General features: G+C 71.5%; 13 protein-coding genes. 7 read left to right on the forward strand and 6 right to left on the reverse strand.

All coding sequences use genetic code 11. The features are described 5' to 3' along the window. The first annotated feature begins 27 nt into the window (after positions 1–27). Positions 28–1,158 (forward strand): allantoicase, encoded by a 1,131-nt coding sequence (gene alc / locus ACNYS0_RS26630; RefSeq protein WP_422476975.1) that lies wholly within the window; start codon positions 28–30, stop codon positions 1,156–1,158. A 22-nt stretch (positions 1,159–1,180) separates the two neighbouring features. On the opposite strand, the gene ACNYS0_RS26635 is transcribed toward alc, so the two are convergent. Both ACNYS0_RS26635 and pepN (ACNYS0_RS26640) read right to left on the reverse strand, forming a co-directional pair. Continuing rightward, positions 1,181–1,408, reverse strand: coding sequence for a DUF6332 family protein (locus tag ACNYS0_RS26635; protein WP_422476976.1), 228 nt, complete (start codon positions 1,406–1,408; stop codon positions 1,181–1,183). Between the two features lie 47 nt (positions 1,409–1,455). Beyond that, on the reverse strand, positions 1,456–4,029 hold the full coding sequence (pepN, locus tag ACNYS0_RS26640) for an aminopeptidase N (RefSeq protein WP_422476977.1): 2,574 nt from the start codon (positions 4,027–4,029) through the stop codon (positions 1,456–1,458). 124 nt (positions 4,030–4,153) lie between these two features. Between pepN (ACNYS0_RS26640) and ACNYS0_RS26645 the strand changes: the two genes are divergently transcribed. Next, on the forward strand, positions 4,154–4,666 hold the full coding sequence (locus ACNYS0_RS26645) for a DUF1203 domain-containing protein (RefSeq protein ID WP_422476978.1): 513 nt from the start codon (positions 4,154–4,156) through the stop codon (positions 4,664–4,666). 60 nt (positions 4,667–4,726) lie between these two features. On the opposite strand, the gene ACNYS0_RS26650 is transcribed toward ACNYS0_RS26645, so the two are convergent. Continuing rightward, a complete protein-coding gene (locus tag ACNYS0_RS26650) occupies positions 4,727–5,746 on the reverse strand; it encodes an aspartate-semialdehyde dehydrogenase (protein WP_422476979.1) in 1,020 nt (339 codons plus the stop codon). Positions 5,747–5,856: 110 nt separating this feature from the next. On the opposite strand from ACNYS0_RS26650, the gene ACNYS0_RS26655 reads away from it, so the two are divergent. Together ACNYS0_RS26655 and ACNYS0_RS26660 are read left to right on the forward strand one after the other, a co-directional pair. Next, the gene (locus tag ACNYS0_RS26655; RefSeq protein ID WP_422476980.1) at positions 5,857–6,459 is read left to right on the forward strand and encodes a sigma-70 family RNA polymerase sigma factor; all 603 of its coding nucleotides are present in this window, start codon (positions 5,857–5,859) and stop codon (positions 6,457–6,459) included. Between the two features lies 1 nt (position 6,460). Beyond that, a complete protein-coding gene (locus tag ACNYS0_RS26660) occupies positions 6,461–7,153 on the forward strand; it encodes a hypothetical protein (protein WP_422476981.1) in 693 nt (230 codons plus the stop codon). 789 nt (positions 7,154–7,942) lie between these two features. Here the strand turns inward: ACNYS0_RS26660 and ACNYS0_RS26665 are convergent. Further along, entirely contained in the window at positions 7,943–11,251 is a 3,309-nt protein-coding gene (locus ACNYS0_RS26665) for a S8 family serine peptidase (protein WP_422476982.1), read from the reverse strand. A gap of 214 nt (positions 11,252–11,465) precedes the next feature. Between ACNYS0_RS26665 and ACNYS0_RS26670 the strand changes: the two genes are divergently transcribed. The 3 genes from ACNYS0_RS26670 to ACNYS0_RS26680 all read left to right on the forward strand — a co-directional run bounded on the left by ACNYS0_RS26670 (position 11,466) and on the right by ACNYS0_RS26680 (position 15,431). Continuing rightward, on the forward strand, positions 11,466–11,915 hold the full coding sequence (locus ACNYS0_RS26670; protein ID WP_422476983.1) for an NUDIX hydrolase: 450 nt from the start codon (positions 11,466–11,468) through the stop codon (positions 11,913–11,915). A 495-nt stretch (positions 11,916–12,410) separates the two neighbouring features. Beyond that, a complete protein-coding gene (locus ACNYS0_RS26675) occupies positions 12,411–14,177 on the forward strand; it encodes a TIGR03767 family metallophosphoesterase (RefSeq protein WP_422476984.1) in 1,767 nt (588 codons plus the stop codon). 114 nt (positions 14,178–14,291) lie between these two features. Further along, entirely contained in the window at positions 14,292–15,431 is a 1,140-nt protein-coding gene (locus ACNYS0_RS26680; RefSeq protein ID WP_422476985.1) for a serine hydrolase domain-containing protein, read from the forward strand. Between the two features lie 9 nt (positions 15,432–15,440). Here the strand turns inward: ACNYS0_RS26680 and ACNYS0_RS26685 are convergent, their stop codons facing one another. Beyond that, on the reverse strand, positions 15,441–16,502 hold the full coding sequence (locus ACNYS0_RS26685; protein WP_422476986.1) for a hypothetical protein: 1,062 nt from the start codon (positions 16,500–16,502) through the stop codon (positions 15,441–15,443). A gap of 263 nt (positions 16,503–16,765) precedes the next feature. Beyond that, entirely contained in the window at positions 16,766–19,351 is a 2,586-nt protein-coding gene (gene pepN / locus ACNYS0_RS26690) for an aminopeptidase N (protein WP_422476987.1), read from the reverse strand. Positions 19,352–19,362 lie beyond the last annotated feature (11 nt).

A 19,362-nucleotide genomic window follows, 5' to 3' on the forward strand; every position in this document is an offset into this window, starting at 1 on the left:
CGGCGCGTCGCGCGCGAGAGTGGGCCCATGACCCAGACGACTCCCGCCCAGGACCAGGACCCGCACGCCAACGACGCCGCCCCCTACGGAGGCGGCGACCCGTACGCCGACTACCGCACCTTCGGGGACGCCGAGGCCTTCGCCGACCTCGTCGACCTCGCCGACCGGCGGCTCGGCGGCGGTGTGATCGCCGCGAACGACGAGTTCTTCGCGATGCGCGAGAACCTGCTGCTGCGCCACCGCGCGGTGTTCGACCCGGAGCACTTCGGGCACAAGGGCAAGGTCATGGACGGCTGGGAGACCCGCAGGCGCAGGGGAACTGCGGACTCCCCGTTCCCGGCACCGGAGGAGCACGACTGGGCCATCGTGCGGCTCGGCGCCCCCGGCGTCATCCGCGGCGTGATCGTCGACACCGCCCACTTCCGCGGCAACTACCCGCAGAAGGTGAGCATCCAGGCGACGAACGTGGCAGGCAGCCCCGGCCCCGCCGAGCTGCTCGCCGACGACGTGAAGTGGGAGGAGATCGTCCCGAAGAGCCAGGTCAAGGGCCACGCGGCGAACGCCTTCACCATCACGTCCGAGCGCCGCTACACGCACCTCCGCGTCTGCCAGCACCCCGACGGCGGCATCGCCCGCCTGCGCGTGCACGGCGAGGTCGTCCCGGACCCGGAGTGGCTGGACCTGCTCGGCACCTTCGACCTGGCGTCGGTGCTCAACGGCGGCGCCTACGAGGACGCGTCCGACAAGTTCTACTCGTCGCCGACGCAGATCATCCTGCCGGGCACGTCGCAGAAGATGGACGACGGCTGGGAGAACCGCCGCCGCCGCGTCCGCGGCACCAACGACTGGGTCCGCTTCCGCCTCGCCGCGCAGGGCACCATCCGCGCCGTCGAGATCGACACGGCGTACCTCAAGGGCAACTCGGCCGGCTGGATCGCGCTGAGCGGCCGTGACGGCGAGACCGGCGAGTGGTTCGAGATCATCCCGCGCACCAAGCTTCAGCCCGACACCCTGCACCGCTTCAAGCTCCCGAAGGAGGCCGTGGCCACCCACGTACGCCTCGACGCGTTCCCCGACGGGGGCGTGGCCCGGATGCGCGTGCACGGCAGCCTGACGGAGACGGGCCGCAAGGCGCTCCGCGACCGCTTCACGCAGTAACCCCCGCGGTACGCGAGGGACTTCACCGCCCGAGGCGGCGCTCCCGGTCGAACCGGCGCAGTACACGCACGATGTGTGCCACGCCGACGAGGCCGCCGAGCGTCGCCCCGTACGGCGTGAGCGGCACCTTGAAGATCGCGACCGCGACCAAGGTCACCACAGCGCCGATCACCACGCCGCTCACCAACGCGTAGACGATCTCCACCGTCATCGCGTCCTTCTCCACCCGCGACTCCCGCCCGGCCCCCATGCGCCCAGTCTCACACGACAGGGGGCAAGGGGACCGGGCTCACGGCGTTATGCGTCCGCGTCCTGCGCCTTCAGCGCGCGCTCCACGCCCGCCCGCGACTCCGACACCAGGCGGCGCAGCGCCGCGCTCGGCTCGGCGGACGCCAGCCACGCGTCCGTCGCCGTCAGCGTCTCCTGGGACACCTGGATCGCCGGGTAGAGGCCGATCGCGATCTGCTGCGCCATCTCGTGGGAGCGGGCGTCCCAGACGGACTTCAGCGCCGCGAAGTACTTCTCCGTGTACGGCGCGAGCAGCTCACGCTGGTCGGTCTGGACGAAGCCGCCGATCACCGCCTCCTGCACCGCGTTCGGCAGCTTGTCCGACTCGACGACCGAGGCCCACGCCTCCGCCTTCGCCTCCGCGGTCGGCCGCGCCGCGCGGGCGCTGGCCGCGTGCCGCTCACCGGCCGCCGTCCTGTCCCGCTCGTACTCGGCCGCGATCTCCGCCTCGTCGTGCCGCCCGACCGCCGCGAGCCGCTGCACGAACGCCCAGCGCAGCTCGGTGTCGACGGCAAGCCCCTCGATCGTCTGCGACCCCTCCAACAGGGCGTCCAGGAGGTCGAGCTGCTCCGGCGTACGGGCGCTCGCCGCGAACGCGCGGGCCCACGCGAGCTGGTGGTCGCTGCCCGCCTCGGCGGTCCGCAGGTGCGTGAGGGCCGCCTCGGTCCAGCGGGTGAGCAGCGCGTCCCGGTGGGCGGGCGCCGCGTACAGGTCGACGGCGAGCTTCACCTGGCGGTGCAGCGACTGCACGACGCCGATGTCGGACTCCTTGCCGACGCCGCTGAGCACCAGGTCCAGGTACGCGCTCGCCGACAGCTCGGCGTCGCGCGTCATGTCCCAGGCGGAGGCCCAGCACAGCGCCCGCGGCAGTGAGGCCTCGAAGTCGCCGAGGTGCTGCGTGACGAAGGCCAGGGACTCCTCGTCGAGGCGGACCTTCGCGTACGACAGGTCGTCGTCGTTGAGCAGGATCACCGCGGGGCGGCGCTTGCCGACCAGGTCGGGGACCTGCGTCGACTCGGTCGCCGTGACGTCGAGTTCGACGCGCTCGCCGCGCAGCAGCTTGCCGGACTCGTCGTCGAGGTCGTAGAAGCCGATCGCGATCCGGTGCGGGCGCAGCGTCGCCTCGCCCTTGGCGCCCTCGGGCAGCGCGGGGGCCTCCTGGCGGACGGCGAACGAGGTGATGACGCCGTTCGCGTCGGTCTCGATCTCCGGGCGCAGGATGTTGATGCCTGCGGTCTCCAGCCACGCCTTCGACCAGGACTTCAGGTCGCGCCCGCTGGTCTCCTCAAGGGCGCCGAGGAGGTCGGAGAGGCGCGTGTTCCCGAACGCGTGGCGCTTGAAGTACGCCTGCACGCCCTGGAAGAACTCGTCCATGCCGACGTACGCGACGAGCTGCTTGAGGACCGAGGCGCCCTTCGCGTACGTGATGCCGTCGAAGTTCACGAGCACGTCGTCGAGGTCGCTGATGTCCGCCATGATCGGGTGCGTGGACGGCAGTTGGTCCTGCCGGTACGCCCACGTCTTCATCTGGTTGGCGAACGTCGTCCACGAGTGCGGCCACTTCGAGCCCGGCGCGTACGCCTGGCAGGCCGCCTCGGCGAACGTCGCGAACGACTCGTTCAGCCACAGGTCGTTCCACCACTCCATGGTGACCAGGTCGCCGAACCACATGTGGGCCAGCTCGTGCAGGATCGTCGCGGCCCGCACCTCGTACGCGGCGTCGGTCACCTTCGAGCGGAACACGTACTGGTCGCGGATGGTGACCGCGCCCGCGTTCTCCATCGCGCCCGCGTTGAACTCCGGCACGAACAGCTGGTCGTACTTGGCGAAGGGGTACGCGTAGTCGAACTTCTCCTGGAACCAGTCGAAGCCCTGCCGCGTCACCTCGAAGATCGCGTCCGAGTCGAGGAACTCGGCGAGGGACGGGCGGCAGTAGATGCCGAGCGGCACGGACTGGCCCGTCTCCGCGTTCTCGTACGACGAGTGCACCGAGTGGTACGGGCCGACGATCAGCGCCGTGATGTACGTCGAGATGCGCGGCGTCGGCTCGAAGGCCCAGACGTCGTCCTTCGGCTCGGGCGTCGGCGAGTTGGAGATCACGGTCCAGCCGCTGGGCGCCTTCACCGTGAACCGGAAGGTGCCCTTGAGGTCCGGCTGCTCGAACGACGCGAAGACGCGCCGCGCGTCGGGAACCTCGAACTGCGTGTAGAGGTAGGCCTGTTCGTCGACCGGGTCGACGAAGCGGTGCAGCCCCTCACCGGTGTTCGTGTACGCGCAGTCGGCGACGACCCTCAGCTCGTTCGGACCCGACTCCAGGTGCTTCAGCGCGATCCGCGAGTCCCGGAAGACGGCGGCGGCATCGAGCGAACGGCCGTTGAGCACCACCTCGTGCACGGCGTCGGCGATGAGATCGATGAAGGTCTCGGCGCCCGCTTCCGCGCTGTCGAAGCGCACGGTGGTCGCCGACCGGAACGTGCCGCCTTCCTGCGCGCCGGAGAGGTCGAGATCGATCTCGTACGAGTCAACGGTGAGCAGCTTCGCCCGCTGCTGCGCCTCTTCACGGGTCAGATTGGTGCCAGGCACGCGGTCATCTCCTAGTAAGCGGTCTACGTTTGTGACGTTTCCGGTCATCCTTCCACGCGGGGTACGCGAAGGCGATGTCCGTTTCCCGCCGGTGAACACGTGCGACCGGAGCGACTGTGGAGCCATGACCAGGTACACCGCACTCCCCATCGACCCGACCGCCCTCAAGGAACTCCGCACCACGGACGACGCGGGCCGCGCGATGCGTCCCTTCACGGCGAGCGGCGAGGCCTCCGTCGGCTCCCCGCTGCGCTGTTGCCTGCGGCCCGTCGCCGAGGGCGAGCACATCGCCCTCGTCTCGTACGCGCCCCTGCGCCGCTGGGCCGCACGGACGGGCGCGACCCCCGGCGCGTACGACGAGCAGGGCCCGGTCTTCATCCACGCCGAGGACTGCGGCGGCCCGGCGGCCGACCGGAGCGGCTACCCGTTCGCCCGCCCCGGCGCGCTGCGCACCCTGCGCCGCTACGACGCCCGCGGCCACATCGCGGGCGGCCGCCTCCTGGAGATCCCGCAGGACGGTCCGACGGCCGGGATCGACGCGGCCCTCGACGAGGCGTTCGCCGACCCGGAGGTGGTGCTCGTGCACGTCAGGGCGGTGGAGTACGGCTGCCTGCACTTCGCCGTACCGAGGGTCTGAAATGCGCGAAGGGCGGTCACCGGACATCCGGTGACCGCCCCTGCGGCGACGTAACGCGGCTTACTTGGCGGACAGCTCCTTGGCCACCAGCTCCGCGATCTGCACCGCGTTCAGCGCGGCGCCCTTGCGGAGGTTGTCGTTGGAGATGAACAGCGCCAGGCCGTTCTCCAGCGTCTCGTCGTTACGGATGCGGCCCACGTACGACGCGTCCTTGCCGGCCGCCTGGAGCGGCGTCGGGATCTCGGACAGCTCGACGCCGGGGGCCGAACCGAGGATCTCGGTGGCGCGCTCCGGGCTGAGCGGGCGGGCGAAGCGGGCGTTGACCTGGAGCGAGTGACCGGAGAAGACCGGGACGCGCACACAGGTGCCCGAGACCTTCAGCTCCGGGATCTCCAGGATCTTGCGGGACTCGTTGCGGAGCTTCTGCTCCTCGTCCGTCTCGTTCAGGCCGTCGTCGACGATCGAGCCGGCCATCGGCAGCACGTTGAAGGCGATGGGGCGCTTGTAGACGTTCGGCTCCGGGAAGTCGACGGCCTCGCCGTCGTGCGTCAGCTTGTCGGCCTCCGCGACGACCTTCTGCGCCTGGCCGTGCAGCTCGGCCACGCCCGCGAGGCCGGAACCGGAGACCGCCTGGTACGTGGCGACGGTCAGGGCCTCCAGGCCCGCCTCGTCGTGCAGCGGACGCAGCACCGGCATCGCGGCCATCGTCGTGCAGTTCGGGTTCGCGATGATGCCCTTGGGGCGGTTCGCGATCGCGTGCGGGTTGACCTCGGAGACGACCAGCGGGACCTCGGGGTCCTTGCGCCAGGCCGAGGAGTTGTCGATCACGACGGGGCCCTGGGCGGCGACCTTCTCGGCGAGGGCCTTGGAGGTGGCGCCACCGGCGGAGAACAGGACGATGTCGAGGCCGCTGTAGTCGGCCGTCGAGGCGTCCTCGACCGTCACGCCGTCGAGCACCGAGCCCGCGCTGCGGGCCGACGCGAACAGGCGCAGCTCGTCGATCGGGAAGTCCCGCTCGACGAGGATCTTGCGCATGACCGTGCCGACCTGACCGGTGGCTCCGACGATTCCGACCTTCACAGGGTCCTCCGTGATTTTCGTGCAAGCGGCCATCCGGCCTGGCGGGTGTGTCCATGATGCGTCTGTCCAGGCCCGCCTTGTCCAATCCATTGTCCAGGGTCCGGGACGGTATGGCACTGGCCACAGTTTCAGGCGCCCCCGGCGAACGTTTCCGGCTCCTTCGGCGTCGTAGGGCGTACGCGGGGAGGGGAGGCGCAGTGCTGCGCAGAAAACCTGGGGGCCGTCCGGACGACCCCCTGGAGGCGGCCGTCGAGGACCGGGTGCGGGCCGTGCTGTCGCTCGGCGGAATGCCGTACGCGGAGCTGCCGGACGGCGTGCAGCAGGTGCGGCTGCGGTTGCTGGAACGGGCCGCGAAGGGGCAGGAGGCGCCCCGCGACGTCTCGGCCTGGGCGGCGGTCGTCGCCTCGAACCTCGCCATGGACTGGCACCGGGCGCGGCGCCGCCAGGAACGCCTCGGCGAGCGGCTCGCCGCGCTGCGCCAGGAGGACACACGTGACGCGGCCGACACCCGCGTCCTGTCGATGGCGGTGGCGCAGGGCCTCGACCAGCTGCCGGACGAGCAGCGGCAGGTAGTGGTGCTGCGCTTCTACGCGGATCTGCCGGTGCGGGACATCGCGGCCGAGCTGGGCGTGCCCGAGGGCACCGTCAAGAGCCGCCTGCACACGGCGGTGCGGATGCTGCGGGTGCGGCTGCGCGAAGGGGAGGTGGTGTGACGTGAACGGCGCTGAGTCCGAGGACCGGCTGCTGATGCTGGCCGTGGCCGGGGAGCCGCTGCCGGCCGACGACCCCGAGGCGGCGGCGGTCGCGGCGGATGTCGCGCTGCTGCGGGAACAGGTACGGGGCCTCGGCGACGCGCTGGCGTCCCGCCGGGAGCCGGTGGCCGCGGCCCGGCCCGCGCCGGTGCGGCGTCGGCGGCCGGTGCGGTGGGCCTTCGGCGGGCTCGTCGCGGCGTGCGCGGTGTCCGTATTCGGTGGCCTTGTGTGGCTCGGGATGAGCGCGCCGGGCGGCGGCGGGGACGCGAGCTCGGCGGACGACAAGGCGGTGGCCCAGGACGGCGGAAAGTCCGCCGCCTCCTCGCAGGCGATGCGCATCGCGTGCTCGCGGGTGCTGGTGGAGGGCCGGGTGACCAGCATCACGCCGCGCGCCGACGGAGACGTACGGGTCGTCCTCAAGGTCGAACGCTCCTACCGCCCCGACCGCCCGGCCCGGTCCCACCCCACGCTGACGCTGACACTCGACGGCACGGCCGAACGCGACCTGCGACGGGGCACGTACACGCTGATCCGGGTGCCGGCGGGCCCGGACGACCGGCAGACCTGGGAGACGGGCCGCGCCGTGACCGAGGCCCGCGCGGACATCCTGCGCGCGCTGCCCGAGTCCCGGGACCTCCACTGCGATGCGCCTTGATGGGGGGGGCGTTGAGGCGGCGGATGTGGTCGCGCCACCGGCTGGTCGGGCTGCCGGCGGCGCGGACCGACAGCCGTGCGCGGGTACCAGCGCTGCGCCGGTACTTGGCCGTGCGCGGGTACCAGCGCTGCGCCGCTACTTGGCCGTGCGCCGGCACCAGCTCCTGTGTCGGCACCTGATCCTGCGCCGGGTACCTCGCCCTGTGCCGGTACCTGGTCCTGTGCCGGGTACCGCACCCTGTGCCGGTACCCCGCTGTGTGCAGTCACCCGGCCTTCGCCGGTATCCCGCCCACCTCCCACCCACCCGCCCCCTCCGGGGGCTCCAGCCCCGGAGTGCCCCCGGTAGCCACCACGCAGGGCCGGCCACCAAGGCACCGCGCGCCGAGAACAACCGACGCCCCGCCCCGCCGCGACCCCAAGGGCCCGTGCCGCTCACGGATGACGCAGACCTCAAGCTGTCGGTGCCGCGTACCGGTTGCCGCCGCCACCCCGTCCGGGGCGACGCCCCCGGAGGGGGCGGGTGGTGGGAGACGGGCGGAGGCCGGGGCGAGGGCCGCAGGGGCCATGGCTTGCGGGTGGGCAGATCAAGCCCGCCTTTCGTACGAGAGCCAGCGGGGTCCGGGGCGTCCGGAACGCCGGTTCGGCAATTTCAGCCCCGCCGGCGATTGAGGCGCGGGGTCCGGGGCGGAGCCCCGAGGCCGTGGCGCCGGTGAGGCGGAAACAGACCCATCAACGATGGAGGGGCGGCCACCCGCAGGTGACCGCCCCCAGATCACGCCCAGCCGGAGGCTACGGCGTGACCTTCTCCAGCTTCACGCTACCGACCCCCGCGGCAACGCCCCGCTCATTCAGCAACCGCACCTGCCCGAAGAACTCCCGCCCCTCAGGCGCCGCGGCCGCCGCGACGACCTGCGCCGAGACGGACGCCGACGCGCCCGTCTCCAGCGAGACCGTCTTCGACTCGTCGACCTTCACCGTGCCGAGCGACGGCGAGAAGAAGACGTCGACGTAGTCGTACTCGGTCGACCCGGACGGCACCGAGTACCCGTCCACCTGCACCGTGTACGTACCGGCGGCCGGCTTCGCGACACTCACGGACTCCTCGGAGTCACCGTCGGCCGAGGACCCGACGACCTTGCCGTCCTTGTCGAGGACCGTGAGGTCGAGGTCCGCGGCCCGGTCGGAGACGTTGCCGATGGTGACGTCGAGCTTGTCGGCGCCCTCGGGAACCTCCACGGTCGACGTCTGCGACGCCCCGTTCGCGATGGTCGGCCGCGCCGTCTTCGAGGAGCCGAGCGCACCGCCCGTCAGCCTGCCGCCGTCGATGGCCGCGAACTTGTTCGCCACCTTCCACGAGACGTCGGCGGGCGTGCCCACCTTCGCCTCGGGCAGCGTCTGCACCGCCGGGTCGAAGTCCGCGCCGAGCACGGCGACGTCAAGGGCGTACGGGTTGTCGAGCAGCGGCGACGTACGCCGTGCCTCGACCTCGATCTCCCAGACACCGGCCTGCGGCGCGTCGTACGACCGCAGGTCGGGACGGCAGCCGTTGCCCGACCCGTCCCCGTAGTTCGGGTAGCAGTTCGGCGTCGACGTCGTGTCGACCGGAACGCCGTACGGGTGGATGGAGATGAAGCGCGTCTGGCTCTTCGCCGCGAGCCCGCCCATCCGCACCTCGAGCGACTTCGCGCCCTCGGGCACCGTCACGAAGTACGACTTCACGCTGTTGCGCTGCACCGAACCCTTCGCGGCGAACGTGTACTTGACGGGCGAGGAGACGACGGCCGTCGCCATGATCTGCTGGTCGACGCCCTCGGTCCTCGGGTCGTCGACGCGCAGGATCGCGCTGCGCAGCCCGGCGGCCGACGGCTTCGCCTGCACCTTCACGGTGACCGGCTTGTTCAGCGGCAGCGACACCGTGCTGGAGCCGACGATCGAGAACGTGTCACCGGAGTTGTTCTTCAGCGACAGCTTGTGCGCGACGGCCTTCGAGGAGCCCGAGGTACGGGTGACGGTGACCTCGTAGGTCTTCTTCTGCCCGGCCTTGAGCCCGCCCTCGCGGTCGTAGATGCCGGTGCCGGAGCCCGGGGTCTTCAGCGCGTAGTCGAGCGCGGTGTCGACCGGTGCCTTCACCGTGTACGTCTGCGTGCTCGGCCGGTGCTCGATCGAGTCCCACGCGTCGACGATGTCGATGAGGCCGGTGCCCTCCGCGTACGCCTGCTCGCCCGGAATGTGCTTCGCGGTCGAGGTCAGCGCGGTGCGCAGCTTCGCCGGGTTCAGCGACACCTTCTGCTGCTTGGCGGCCGAGATCAGCAGCGCGCTCGCGCCGGCCGCCTGCGGCGATGCCATCGACGTGCCCTGGAGCATCGAGTAACCGGCGGGCAGCGAGTAGCCGGCCTCCGGGGTCGGGCTGCCCGGCAGCCAGGTCTGGGTGGAGTTGATGGAGGCGCCGGGGGCCGAGATCAGCGGCGCGAAGCCGCCGTCCTCACGCGGGCCGCGCGAGGAGAACGGCATCATCGCGTACGACTTCTCGACCTGGGAGCCGTAGTTGGAGGCCCAGGTGTCCTTCGAGATGGACGCGCCGACGGACAGCACCTTGTCCGCGAGGCCGGGGTCGCCGATGGTGTTCGCGCCGGGGCCCGAGTTGCCCGCCGAGATGACCAGCTGCACGCCGTAGTCGTCGATGAGGCGGGTGTAGAGCAGCGCGCGGGCGTTGGCGCCGTCGTTCAGCGCGGGCAGGCCGCCGATCGACATGTTGACGATGTCGACGCCGCGCTTCGTCACGAGGTCGATCATGCCCTCGGTGAGCGCGACGTTGGTGCAGCCGCCGGTCCACGTGCAGGCACGCGACGAGACGAGCTTCGCACCCGGGGCGGCGCCGTTCATGTTCTTGTTGCCGAACAGGCCGTTGGCCGCGGTGATGCCCGCGACGTGCGTGCCGTGCTCGGACTCGATGACGCCGATGTTGACGAAGTCGGCCTTCTTGCCGACCCAGTCGCCGCCGTACGGGTCCATGGGCACGTCCTTGCGGACCTCGACGACGAACGGCTGGCGCTCGACGACGTCGGTGGACGGGTCGTCCTTGCCGAAGTAGCCGACCTGGTAGCCGTCCTTGTACGGCTTCATCGGGGCGTCGTCGGTGAAGTCGCCGTTGTCGTTGAGGTCGACGGTCACCGTGCCCTTGGCGGCGTCGTAGAGCACGCCCCACTTGTCGGTGGTGTCGCCGTCCCGGTTCGCGTCGCCCTTGGCGTCGCCGCCGGCCGTGACGGACTCGGCGAAGGTGCTGATCCCGTAGGAGCCCGAAGCGGCCTTGTACGTGCGGCCGTTGTACGTGAAGGTCGGACCGCTCACCTTCGTGACCATCGGCCGCCACGTCGCGTCGCCGTCCACGATCGGGTCGGTCGCGGTGACCCAGTCGACGATCTTGCGCTCGCCGGTGGTGGTCTTCTGAAGCGCCGGGTGGCCGAGGTCGACGCCCGAGTCGAGGATGCCGATGGTGACGCCGCGGCCGTCCGACTTCGGGTGCTGCTTCACGAAGTCGACGGCGCCCGTCTCGAACGACGGGTTGTACGGGTTCTTGGCCGGGGTGCTCTTGCCGGGGCCGCTGTACGAGCCGGTGGCCTTCGCGGAGGCACCCTTCGTGGTGTCGGCGGCGGGCCTCGGGTCGTCGAGCGCGATCTCCTGGCGGAGGTCGATGCCGCGCACGGAGTCGAGCTTCTCCGCGGACTTGATGGCGGACTCGGCGCGGCCGGTGGGCACGGTCGCCCGGACGTAGCCGAGCTTGTCGTAGGTGCGGCCCACGGAGCCGCCCTTGACGGCGTCGAGCTGGTCGGCGACCTGCTCGGTCCTGCCCGGGGTGGTCGCGACCATCATGGTCACGTTCTTCTTGTGGTCGGCCTTGGCGTCGGCGAGCAGTTCGGCGTCGTGCGCGCCGAGCTTGTCGGTCGCGGACTTCGGGGTCGGAGCGGGGTCCGCGTCCGCGGCGAAGGCCATGGGTATCGGCCCGGTCGCGGTGAGCGCGGCCACGAGGCCGGCGGCCGCCGCGAGCCGGGCCGCGCGTCTCGCGCCGGATATGGGGGCGCGCTGGGGATCGGTGGTCATCAGCATCCCTGTACGTAAAAGGTGAAAGGAATCCGGATTTCGGTGCCGGATGACCGCTCAGCTTTACGTAAGTGACCACAGTTTGGGGAGAGTTGCCCGAGCCGGGAACTCGCCATGGCGTACTTCCGCCATGCGTCATCCCGCCCAAACCGTGACGGGACCGGCAAGGCGCGTAACACCTGCACCCGGGCGCGGATGCCTCTAGCGTCGGGGGATGAACAAAGAGCTGAGGGTGGCGGCCTATGCGGTGTGCGTCCGCGAGGGGCGGGTGTTGCTGGCCCGCTGGGTCGCCGGGGACGGGAGCAAGCGGTGGACCCTGCCGGGTGGTGGCATGGACCACGGTGAGGACCCGTACGACACGGTGATCCGGGAGGTCGACGAGGAGACGGGCTACGTCGTCGACCCGGTCGCTCTGCTCGGCGTCCACTCGGTGCTGCGCCGCTACCCCCGCAAGCTCGGCAAGATGGCCGACTTCCACGGGTTGCGGCTCGTGTACGAGGGGGTGATCACGGGGGGTGAGCTGCGGCACGAGGAGAACGGCTCGACCGACATGGCCGCCTGGCACGACCTCGAGGCGGTCCAGGACCTGCCGCGGGTGGAACTGGTCGACGTGGGCATGACGCTGTGGCGCGAGCGTCCGTCCTCCGGCCACGTCCCGTCGTGACGCCCACCACCCTCGGGGCTCCACCCCGGCCCCCGCTGCTCAATCGCCGCAGGGGCTGAATTTGCCCGGCCACCCGTAGGTGACGCGCTTTGCCCCCGGTCATCTCCCACCACCCGCCCCCTCCGGGGGCCTCGGCCTCGCGGGGTGCCGCCACCGCCTTGGGCAATCTGCCGCCTTGGGCGGCAGGGTGGGCAAGGCGGCGCCCGGTGCCGCGCAACGGGTACGAGGGCGCCGACCACGGCACGGCTCCACACCCCCGCTTCCCCGGAAGGTGAACACGGCGTGACCGACGGGGCGCCCCGGACCCACCGTCGCGTGACGATGCGGCACAGTCACGGCTGGGCCAAGATCCACGTCCCGGTATCGGCGGCGCCCGTTGCGGCGCCGTTCACGCGCAGGTCACCCCCACTGCCAACGATCCAGTACGGAAGGGCGGTCCGACCGGACCGGCCCGGCCGTCACTGTCGACGCGTTCGCACTCGGGGAGACCGCGCCATGCCGCGCATACGCTCTGTCACCACAGCCGCCGCAGAGATCGACCGCCGCGCATTCCTGACCGCGACCGGCGCGGTGACCCTCTCTGCCGGTATCGGATACGCCCTGGGCCCGGGCGGTGAGACCCGCGCCGCCGCCCACCAGGCCGCCGCCCCCGTACGGGCGATGTCCCGCGAGGCCCCCGCCGCCCCCCTCGCCCCGTACACCCGCGGCACCACCCTCGCCGCGGTCGCCACCGCCGCCGCGGGCTCCGGCTACCGGCGCCTGGGCGACGGACCCGCCTGGGAACGCGTCGTCCGCACCGAACTCGGCCCCGCCCACGGCGGCCGCACGGCCAAGCGGACGCCGCTCGCCGCGTTCGTCCAGTTCACCGACCTGCACCTGGTCGACGTACAGCACCCCCTGCGCTACGAGTACCTGCGCTCGCAGACCGCGAGCGCCTGGCGCCCGCAGGAGGCGTTGAGCGTCGCCGGGGCCGTCGCCCTCGTGGAGCGGGTGAACGCACTGCGCGGCGCCCCCGTCACCGCCTCACCGCTGCACTTCGTGATGACGACGGGCGACAACACCGACAACAACGCCCGCTCCGAACTCGACTGGTTCCTCAAGGCGATGAGCGGCGGCCGCATCAGCCCCAACACCGGCGACCCCCGCCACTACGAAGGCGTCCAGAACAGCGGGCTGCCCTTGTACTGGCAGCCGGACGACGCCTTCCGGGACGGCGACAAGCGGGACCACGGCTTCCCCCGCATCCCCGGCTTCCTGGACGCGGCCATCGCCGAACTGCGCAGCCCAGGACTGAACCTCCCCTGGTACTCCACGGTCGGCAACCACGACTCGCTGCCCGGCGGCTGCTACGCGCCCGCGGACCCGTACTTCGCCGAGTTCGCGGTGGGCGACCGCAAGCTGATGGACCTCGACACCGCCACGGGCAAGGCGATCTGGGACAACGTGCAGAGCGGCGGCGACCCGAAGGGCGCGGCGTTCAAGGAGCTGCTCGTCTCGCACAAGCGGAAGATGCGCCGGGTGACGCCCGACGAGGCGCGCGCCCCGTTCACCCCGGCCGAGTACGTCGCGGCGCACCTCGACCCCGCCCACATGGGCCCGGGGCCGATCGGCCACGGCTACACCCAGGCCAACCTGGCCGACGCGACGCAGCACTACGTGTTCCGGATCTCCGACGACGTCCTCGGCATCAGCCTCGACACCACGGACCCGGCCGGCCACTACGAGGGCTCGATCGGCACGTCCCAACTGAACTGGCTGAAGCGCGAGCTGAAGGCAGCCGAGCGGCGCGGCGACCACGTCCTCGTGTTCTCGCACCACACGTCCAAGACGATGCGCAACCTCCGCGAGGACCCCGCCCGTCGCGGCGAGAAGCGGCACGGGGGCGAGGAGCTGACCGCCCTGCTCGCGGCCCACCGCCCCGTTCTCGCCTGGGTGAACGGCCACAGTCACAAGAACGACATCACGCCACATCCGGGAGCCGACGGAGGCACCGGCTTCTGGGAGATCTCCACCGCGTCCCACGTCGACTTCCCGCAGCTCGCCCGCATCATCGAGGTCGCCGACAACCACGACGGCACGCTGTCCGTGTTCACGACGCTCATCGAGTCCTCGGCCCCGCACCGCACCGACTTCACGGACCTCACCCAGACCGGCCTTGCCGCCCTCTACCGCGAGCTCTCCTTCAACGCACCCGGCTCCCGCGCCACCCTCTCCGGCACCCCCGGCGACCGCAACACGGAGCTCGTTCTGCGGAAGGGCTGAAACCGGCTCAACCCTCACAATCCGAAGCAACCCTCGCGGCGGCCCCTCGAGTCCCTCCGGCCGAACCGGCCAACGGCCCTCACGGACCAGGGCCTTTCGGACTGAGGGAGAAGCATGTTGCAGCGCACGATCAAGCTGGGGGCGGCGACGGTACTCGCCATCACGACGGTCGCGACCGGGGCGCTCGCCGCCCCGGCCGTCGCGGCGCCCGGCGCGGCCGACCGCGGCGGGCACCGGGCGACCCAACAGGCGCTCGACGCCGCGGTCCGCGCCGGAGTCCCCGGGGCCACCGCCCGGGCCGTGGACGGCGGCCGGGCCTGGAACGGGACGGCGGGCCGCCGCGGCGCCCACGACCACTACCGCGCGGGCTCGCTCACCAAGACCTTCGTCGCCACGGTCCTGCTCCAGCTGGAGGCCGAGGGCAGACTCCGCCTCGACGACACCGTGGACCACTGGCTGCCCGGCCTGATCGAGGGCAACGGCAACGACGGCACGAAGATCACCCTCCGGCAGCTCCTCAACCACACCAGCGGAATCTTCAACTACACGGCCGACAAGGACTTCCAGCGGAAGGTCTTCGCCAAGGACGGCTTCCTGAAGCACCGCTACGACACCTGGACCCCGACCGAACTCGTCCGCGTCGCCACCCGCCACGAGCCCGACTTCGCCCCCGGCGCGAAGTGGGCCTACTCCAACACCAACTTCGTCCTCGCGGGCATGGTCGTCGAGCAGGTCACGGGCCGCCCGTACGCCGAGGAGATCCGCGAGCGCATCCTCGACCCGCTCCACCTGACCGGCACCTCACTGCCCGGCACCGACCCCACGGTCCCGCGCCCCGCCTCCCGCGCGTATTCCAAGCTCACCGCGGACGGCAGCGGAACCCCGGTCGACGTCACCGAGCTCAACCCCTCGATCGCGGGCGCGGCGGGCGAGATCATCTCCGACTCCAAGGACCTGAACACCTTCTACTCCGCGCTGCTGCGCGGCGAACTCCTTCCGGCGCGGCAGCTCAAGGAGATGAAGACGACGGTCCCCACCGGACCCGAGACGCCCGACTCCCGTTACGGCCTCGCCCTGATGCGGGAGGACCTGCCCTGCGGAAAGACGGTCTGGGGCCACAGCGGCGGCATCCACGGCTCCTCGACGCTGGCCCTGACCACGGCCGACGGCGACCACGCGCTCGCGTTCAACTTCAACGGCGACTGGGCGGGCGACCAGGCGAAGGTGGCCCTGGCGGAGTTCTGCCCGAAGTAGTCCACCCGGTCACCGGGGCAGGACCACGACGTACGCCCCCGGGTCCCGGTCCCCGGAGGCCATCAGCGCGGTCCGCACGATGGCGGCCTGCTGCTCGGCCGACTCGCGCAGCTTCTTCGGGGCGATGTGCACGACCGTGATCCCGAGCCGCTCCAAGTGCTCGCGCTTACGGGCGTGCTCGCTCCAGAACGGGCCGTCGTCCTGCCGAATGCCCGGGCGCGGCGAGCGGGTGTCCAGCTCCAGGGCGACGGAGTGGTCGGGCCAGAACGCGTCGACGCCGCCGAGGTGCGGGCCGCCGGGCAGCCGCAGATCCACGTTCCAGACGGGATCGGGCAGCCCGTGCTCGCGCACCATCGCGTACAGCCGGTCCTCGGCGATGGTGCGCCCCTCGGCGAGCAGCGAGTCGACGGCGTCGACGACGTACGGCCTGGTCAGCAGCCGCGCCTGCGTCAACTCCCGCACGACGACCGCCGGTTCGCAGTGTCCGCCCCGCACGGCCTCGGTGAGCAGCCGCCGCACGGCACCCGCGTCGGACAGCTGGGACACCGCGTCGGCGAGCGCCCGCGGCACGGGGACGACCGGAACTCCCCGCAGCTGTACGGGGGTCGGCAGTGCGGTGGTCCGGGTCAGCCGAGCGAAGGCGGTGGAGCGCAGCCGGCGGGTGCGCGGGACGAGCACGTCGATGTGGTCGAGGGAGGCCAGCGGGGGAGCGGCGGAGAAGCCGTGCAGCGCGAGGGCGGCGAGCCCGGTGACCATGGTGTCGGTGTACGGGACGCGGTCGGGGGTGTGCTGCGCGGGCACGCCGTCCGGGCGCCCGCGCCGCTCGGGGGCCCGCCCCGAGTACAGCAGCACGGCGTGCAGCCGCTCCTCACCGCTGGGCGGGCCGGGGTGCAACAAGTACACACCTGGCAGCAGTTGTTGCCAGGACCCACCGGCCCGGCACTGCTCGGACACGGCGGCGGCGCCCACGCCGTGCGCCTTCAACTGCGCGGCGCTCATCAGCTGCCGCTGGTTCTGGGTGAGGTGACGCAGGGGGCGGGGGGAGAGCGGGGCGGGGGTGTTCTGGTTCATGACCGGCCCATTCCCGCCCCGGAACCCCCCGCTAACCGCTGTTACGTCCCCGTAGGAAACTCGGGACATCCCCGCCCTAAAGCCCCCGCCTCCATCTGCCGAAAACCCCAGGCGAACCCTGGGTTACGGCCGCGAATGCCAGCATTCGGTAACACTGGCCACATCAAGCAAAACTGGCCCAGTCAAGCCCCGCCGGCGATGGAGGCGCGGGGTCCGGGGCAGAGCCCCGGGGCCGCAACCCCGGGGTACCGCCACCACTCCGACTACCTGGCGGCAGCGAGGTCGCAGGCCTGCCCCCGCAGCGACCGGGCCAAATCGTCCCGCGCCTCGAGCACCAGCCGCCGCAACGCAGGCGCCGCCCCCTCATGCTCGGAGAGCCACGCATCCGTCGCGTCCAACGTCGCCTGCGAGTCCTGCAACCCGGGGAAGAGACCCCGCACCACATCCATCCCGATCTGGATCGACCGCTCGCCCCACACCCGCTCGATCACCGCGAAGTACTTCTCCGCGTACCTCGCGGTGAGCGCCCGCTGCGAGGGCTGCTGGAACCCCGAAATCGTGGCCTCCACCAGCGCGTTGCTGAGCGCGTCCGACTCCACGACCTGCGCCCAGGCCTGCGCCTTCACGGCCTCGGAGGGCCGCGCCGCGAGGCACCGCACCTGGTGCCGCTTGCCGGAGGCGGTGTCGTCCCGCGCCAGCTCCGCCGCCAGGACGCCCTCGTCCGCGACCCCGTACGTCGCGAGCGTCTCCAGGAACGCCCACCGCAGCTCCTGGTCGACGTCGAGCCCGTCGATCTTCGCGCCGCCGTCCACGTCCAACAGGCCCCGCAGCAACTGGAGATCGGCCTCGCTGGAGGCGACCGCGCCGAAGAACCGCGCCCACGTCAACTGGTGCTGGCTGCCGGGCTCCGCGATCCGCAGCTCCTTGAGCGCCCCCTCGGCGAGCAGCCGCCCGCCGGTCCCGCGCCACTCGGGCGCCGCGTAGTGCACGAGCGCGGAACGCGCCCACGCGTGCAGCATCTGGAGGACCCCGATGTCGGACTCGCGGCCCGCGAACCGGAGGACGAGGTCGATGAAGTCCCGCGCGGGCATCAACGCGTCCCGCGTCGCGTTCCACAGCGCCGACCAGCACAGCGCCCGCGCCAGCGGGTCGGAGACGTCCCCGAGCCGCTCCCGCAGCGTCGCGAGGGACCCCTCGTCGAAGCGGATCTTGCAGTACGTGAGGTCGTCGTCGTTGACCAGGACCAGCTCGGGGGCCTCGGCCCCGGCCAGCTCGGCGACCACGGTCCGCGGCCCGTCGACGTCCACCTCTGCGCGCGCGTACCGCTCGACCGCCCCTTCGGCCGTACGCCGGTACAGGCCCACGGCGACCCGGTGCGGCCGCAGTTCGGGGTGCGAAGCGGCGGCCTCCTGCACGACCGCCAGCTCGGTGATCTGCCCCTCGGCGTTCAACGTGACCTGCGGAGTGAGGGAGTTGACGCCCGCGGTCTGGAGCCAGGACCGCGACCAGGCGGCCAGATCGCGCCCGCTCGTCTCCTCAAGGGCGGAGAGCAGATCGCCGAGCTCGGTGTTCCCGTACGCGTGCCGCTTGAAGTACCGCCGCGCGCCTTCGAGGAACGCGTCCCGCCCGACGTATGCGACGAGCTGCTTCAGGACCGAGGCGCCCTTGGCGTACGTGATGCCGTCGAAGTTGAGCTTCGCGTCCTCCAGGTCCCGGATGTCGGCCGTGATCGGGTGCGTGCTCGGCAGCTGGTCCGCCCGGTACGCCCACGATTTCCGGTTGTTGGCGAAGGTGATCCAGCCGTCCGTGAACCGCGTCGCCTCCACCATCGAGAACGCGCCCATGAAGTCCGCGAAGGACTCCTTCAGCCACAGGTCGTCCCACCAGCGCATGGTGACGAGGTCGCCGAACCACATGTGGGCCATCTCGTGGAGGATCACGTTCGCGCGCCGCTCGTAGGACGCCTGCGTGACCTTGCCGCGGAAGATGAACTCCTCGCGGAACGTGACCATCCCGGGGTTCTCCATGGCGCCGAGGTTGTACTCGGGCACGAAGGCCTGGTCGTACTTCCCGAAGGGGTACGGGTAGTCGAAGTTGTCGTGGAAGAAGTCGAGGCCCTGCTTGGTGACGGTGAAGACGTCGTCGGCGTCGAAGTACGGAGCGAGGCCCTTGCGGCACATCGCGCCGAGCGGCACGACGAGCTTCGAGCCGTCCTCGAAGGTCCGCTCGTACGAGTCCGTCACGTAGTGGTACGGGCCGGCGACGACCGCCGTGATGTACGTCGAGATCGGCTTGGTCTCGGCGAACCGCCAGACGCCGTCGACCAGTTCTCCCGTGCCGTTGGACCACGCGGTCCAGCCCTCGGGGGCCTGCACGCTGAACCGGTACGGGGCCTTCAGATCGGGCTGCTCGAAGTTCGCGAACACGCGGCGCGCGTCGGCCGGCTCGTACTGCGTGTAGAGGTAGACCTCGCCGTCCTCGGGGTCGACGAAGCGGTGCATGCCCTCGCCGGTGCGCGAGTAGGCGCACTGGGCGTCGACCACCAGTTCGTTCTCCTCGGCCAGGCTCTCCAGCTGGATGCGGCTGCCGTCGAACACGGCCGCGGGGTCGAGGTCCTCGCCGTTCAGCGACACGGCCGTCACGGACGGCGCGATCAGGTCGACGAACGTGCCCGCCCCCGCCTCGTTCGACCGGAACCGGATCGTGGTCACGGAGCGGAAGGTGCGCGGCCCCTCGCCGGCGAACTCGCCGATCGCGGAGCGCAGGTCGAGCGCCACCTCGTACCCGTCGACGGACAGCAGCCCCGCCCGCTCGCGGGCCTCGTCGCGGGACAGATTCTCACCGGGCACGGCGGCACTCC

It is taken from the genome of Streptomyces anthophorae, assembly GCF_049310305.1.
Lineage (GTDB): Bacteria > Actinomycetota > Actinomycetes > Streptomycetales > Streptomycetaceae > Streptomyces.

Coding starts and splice junctions, on each gene's coding strand:
- alc (WP_422476975.1), top strand. CDS start 28: ATGACCCAGACGACTCCCGCCCAGGACCAGGACCCGCACGCCAACGAC.
- ACNYS0_RS26665 (WP_422476982.1), bottom strand. CDS start 11,251: ATGACCACCGATCCCCAGCGCGCCCCCATATCCGGCGCGAGACGCGCG.
- ACNYS0_RS26675 (WP_422476984.1), top strand. CDS start 12,411: ATGCCGCGCATACGCTCTGTCACCACAGCCGCCGCAGAGATCGACCGC.
- ACNYS0_RS26670 (WP_422476983.1), top strand. CDS start 11,466: ATGAACAAAGAGCTGAGGGTGGCGGCCTATGCGGTGTGCGTCCGCGAG.
- ACNYS0_RS26645 (WP_422476978.1), top strand. CDS start 4,154: ATGACCAGGTACACCGCACTCCCCATCGACCCGACCGCCCTCAAGGAA.
- ACNYS0_RS26685 (WP_422476986.1), bottom strand. CDS start 16,502: ATGAACCAGAACACCCCCGCCCCGCTCTCCCCCCGCCCCCTGCGTCAC.
- ACNYS0_RS26680 (WP_422476985.1), top strand. CDS start 14,292: ATGTTGCAGCGCACGATCAAGCTGGGGGCGGCGACGGTACTCGCCATC.
- ACNYS0_RS26655 (WP_422476980.1), top strand. CDS start 5,857: ATGGCACTGGCCACAGTTTCAGGCGCCCCCGGCGAACGTTTCCGGCTC.
- ACNYS0_RS26635 (WP_422476976.1), bottom strand. CDS start 1,408: ATGGGGGCCGGGCGGGAGTCGCGGGTGGAGAAGGACGCGATGACGGTG.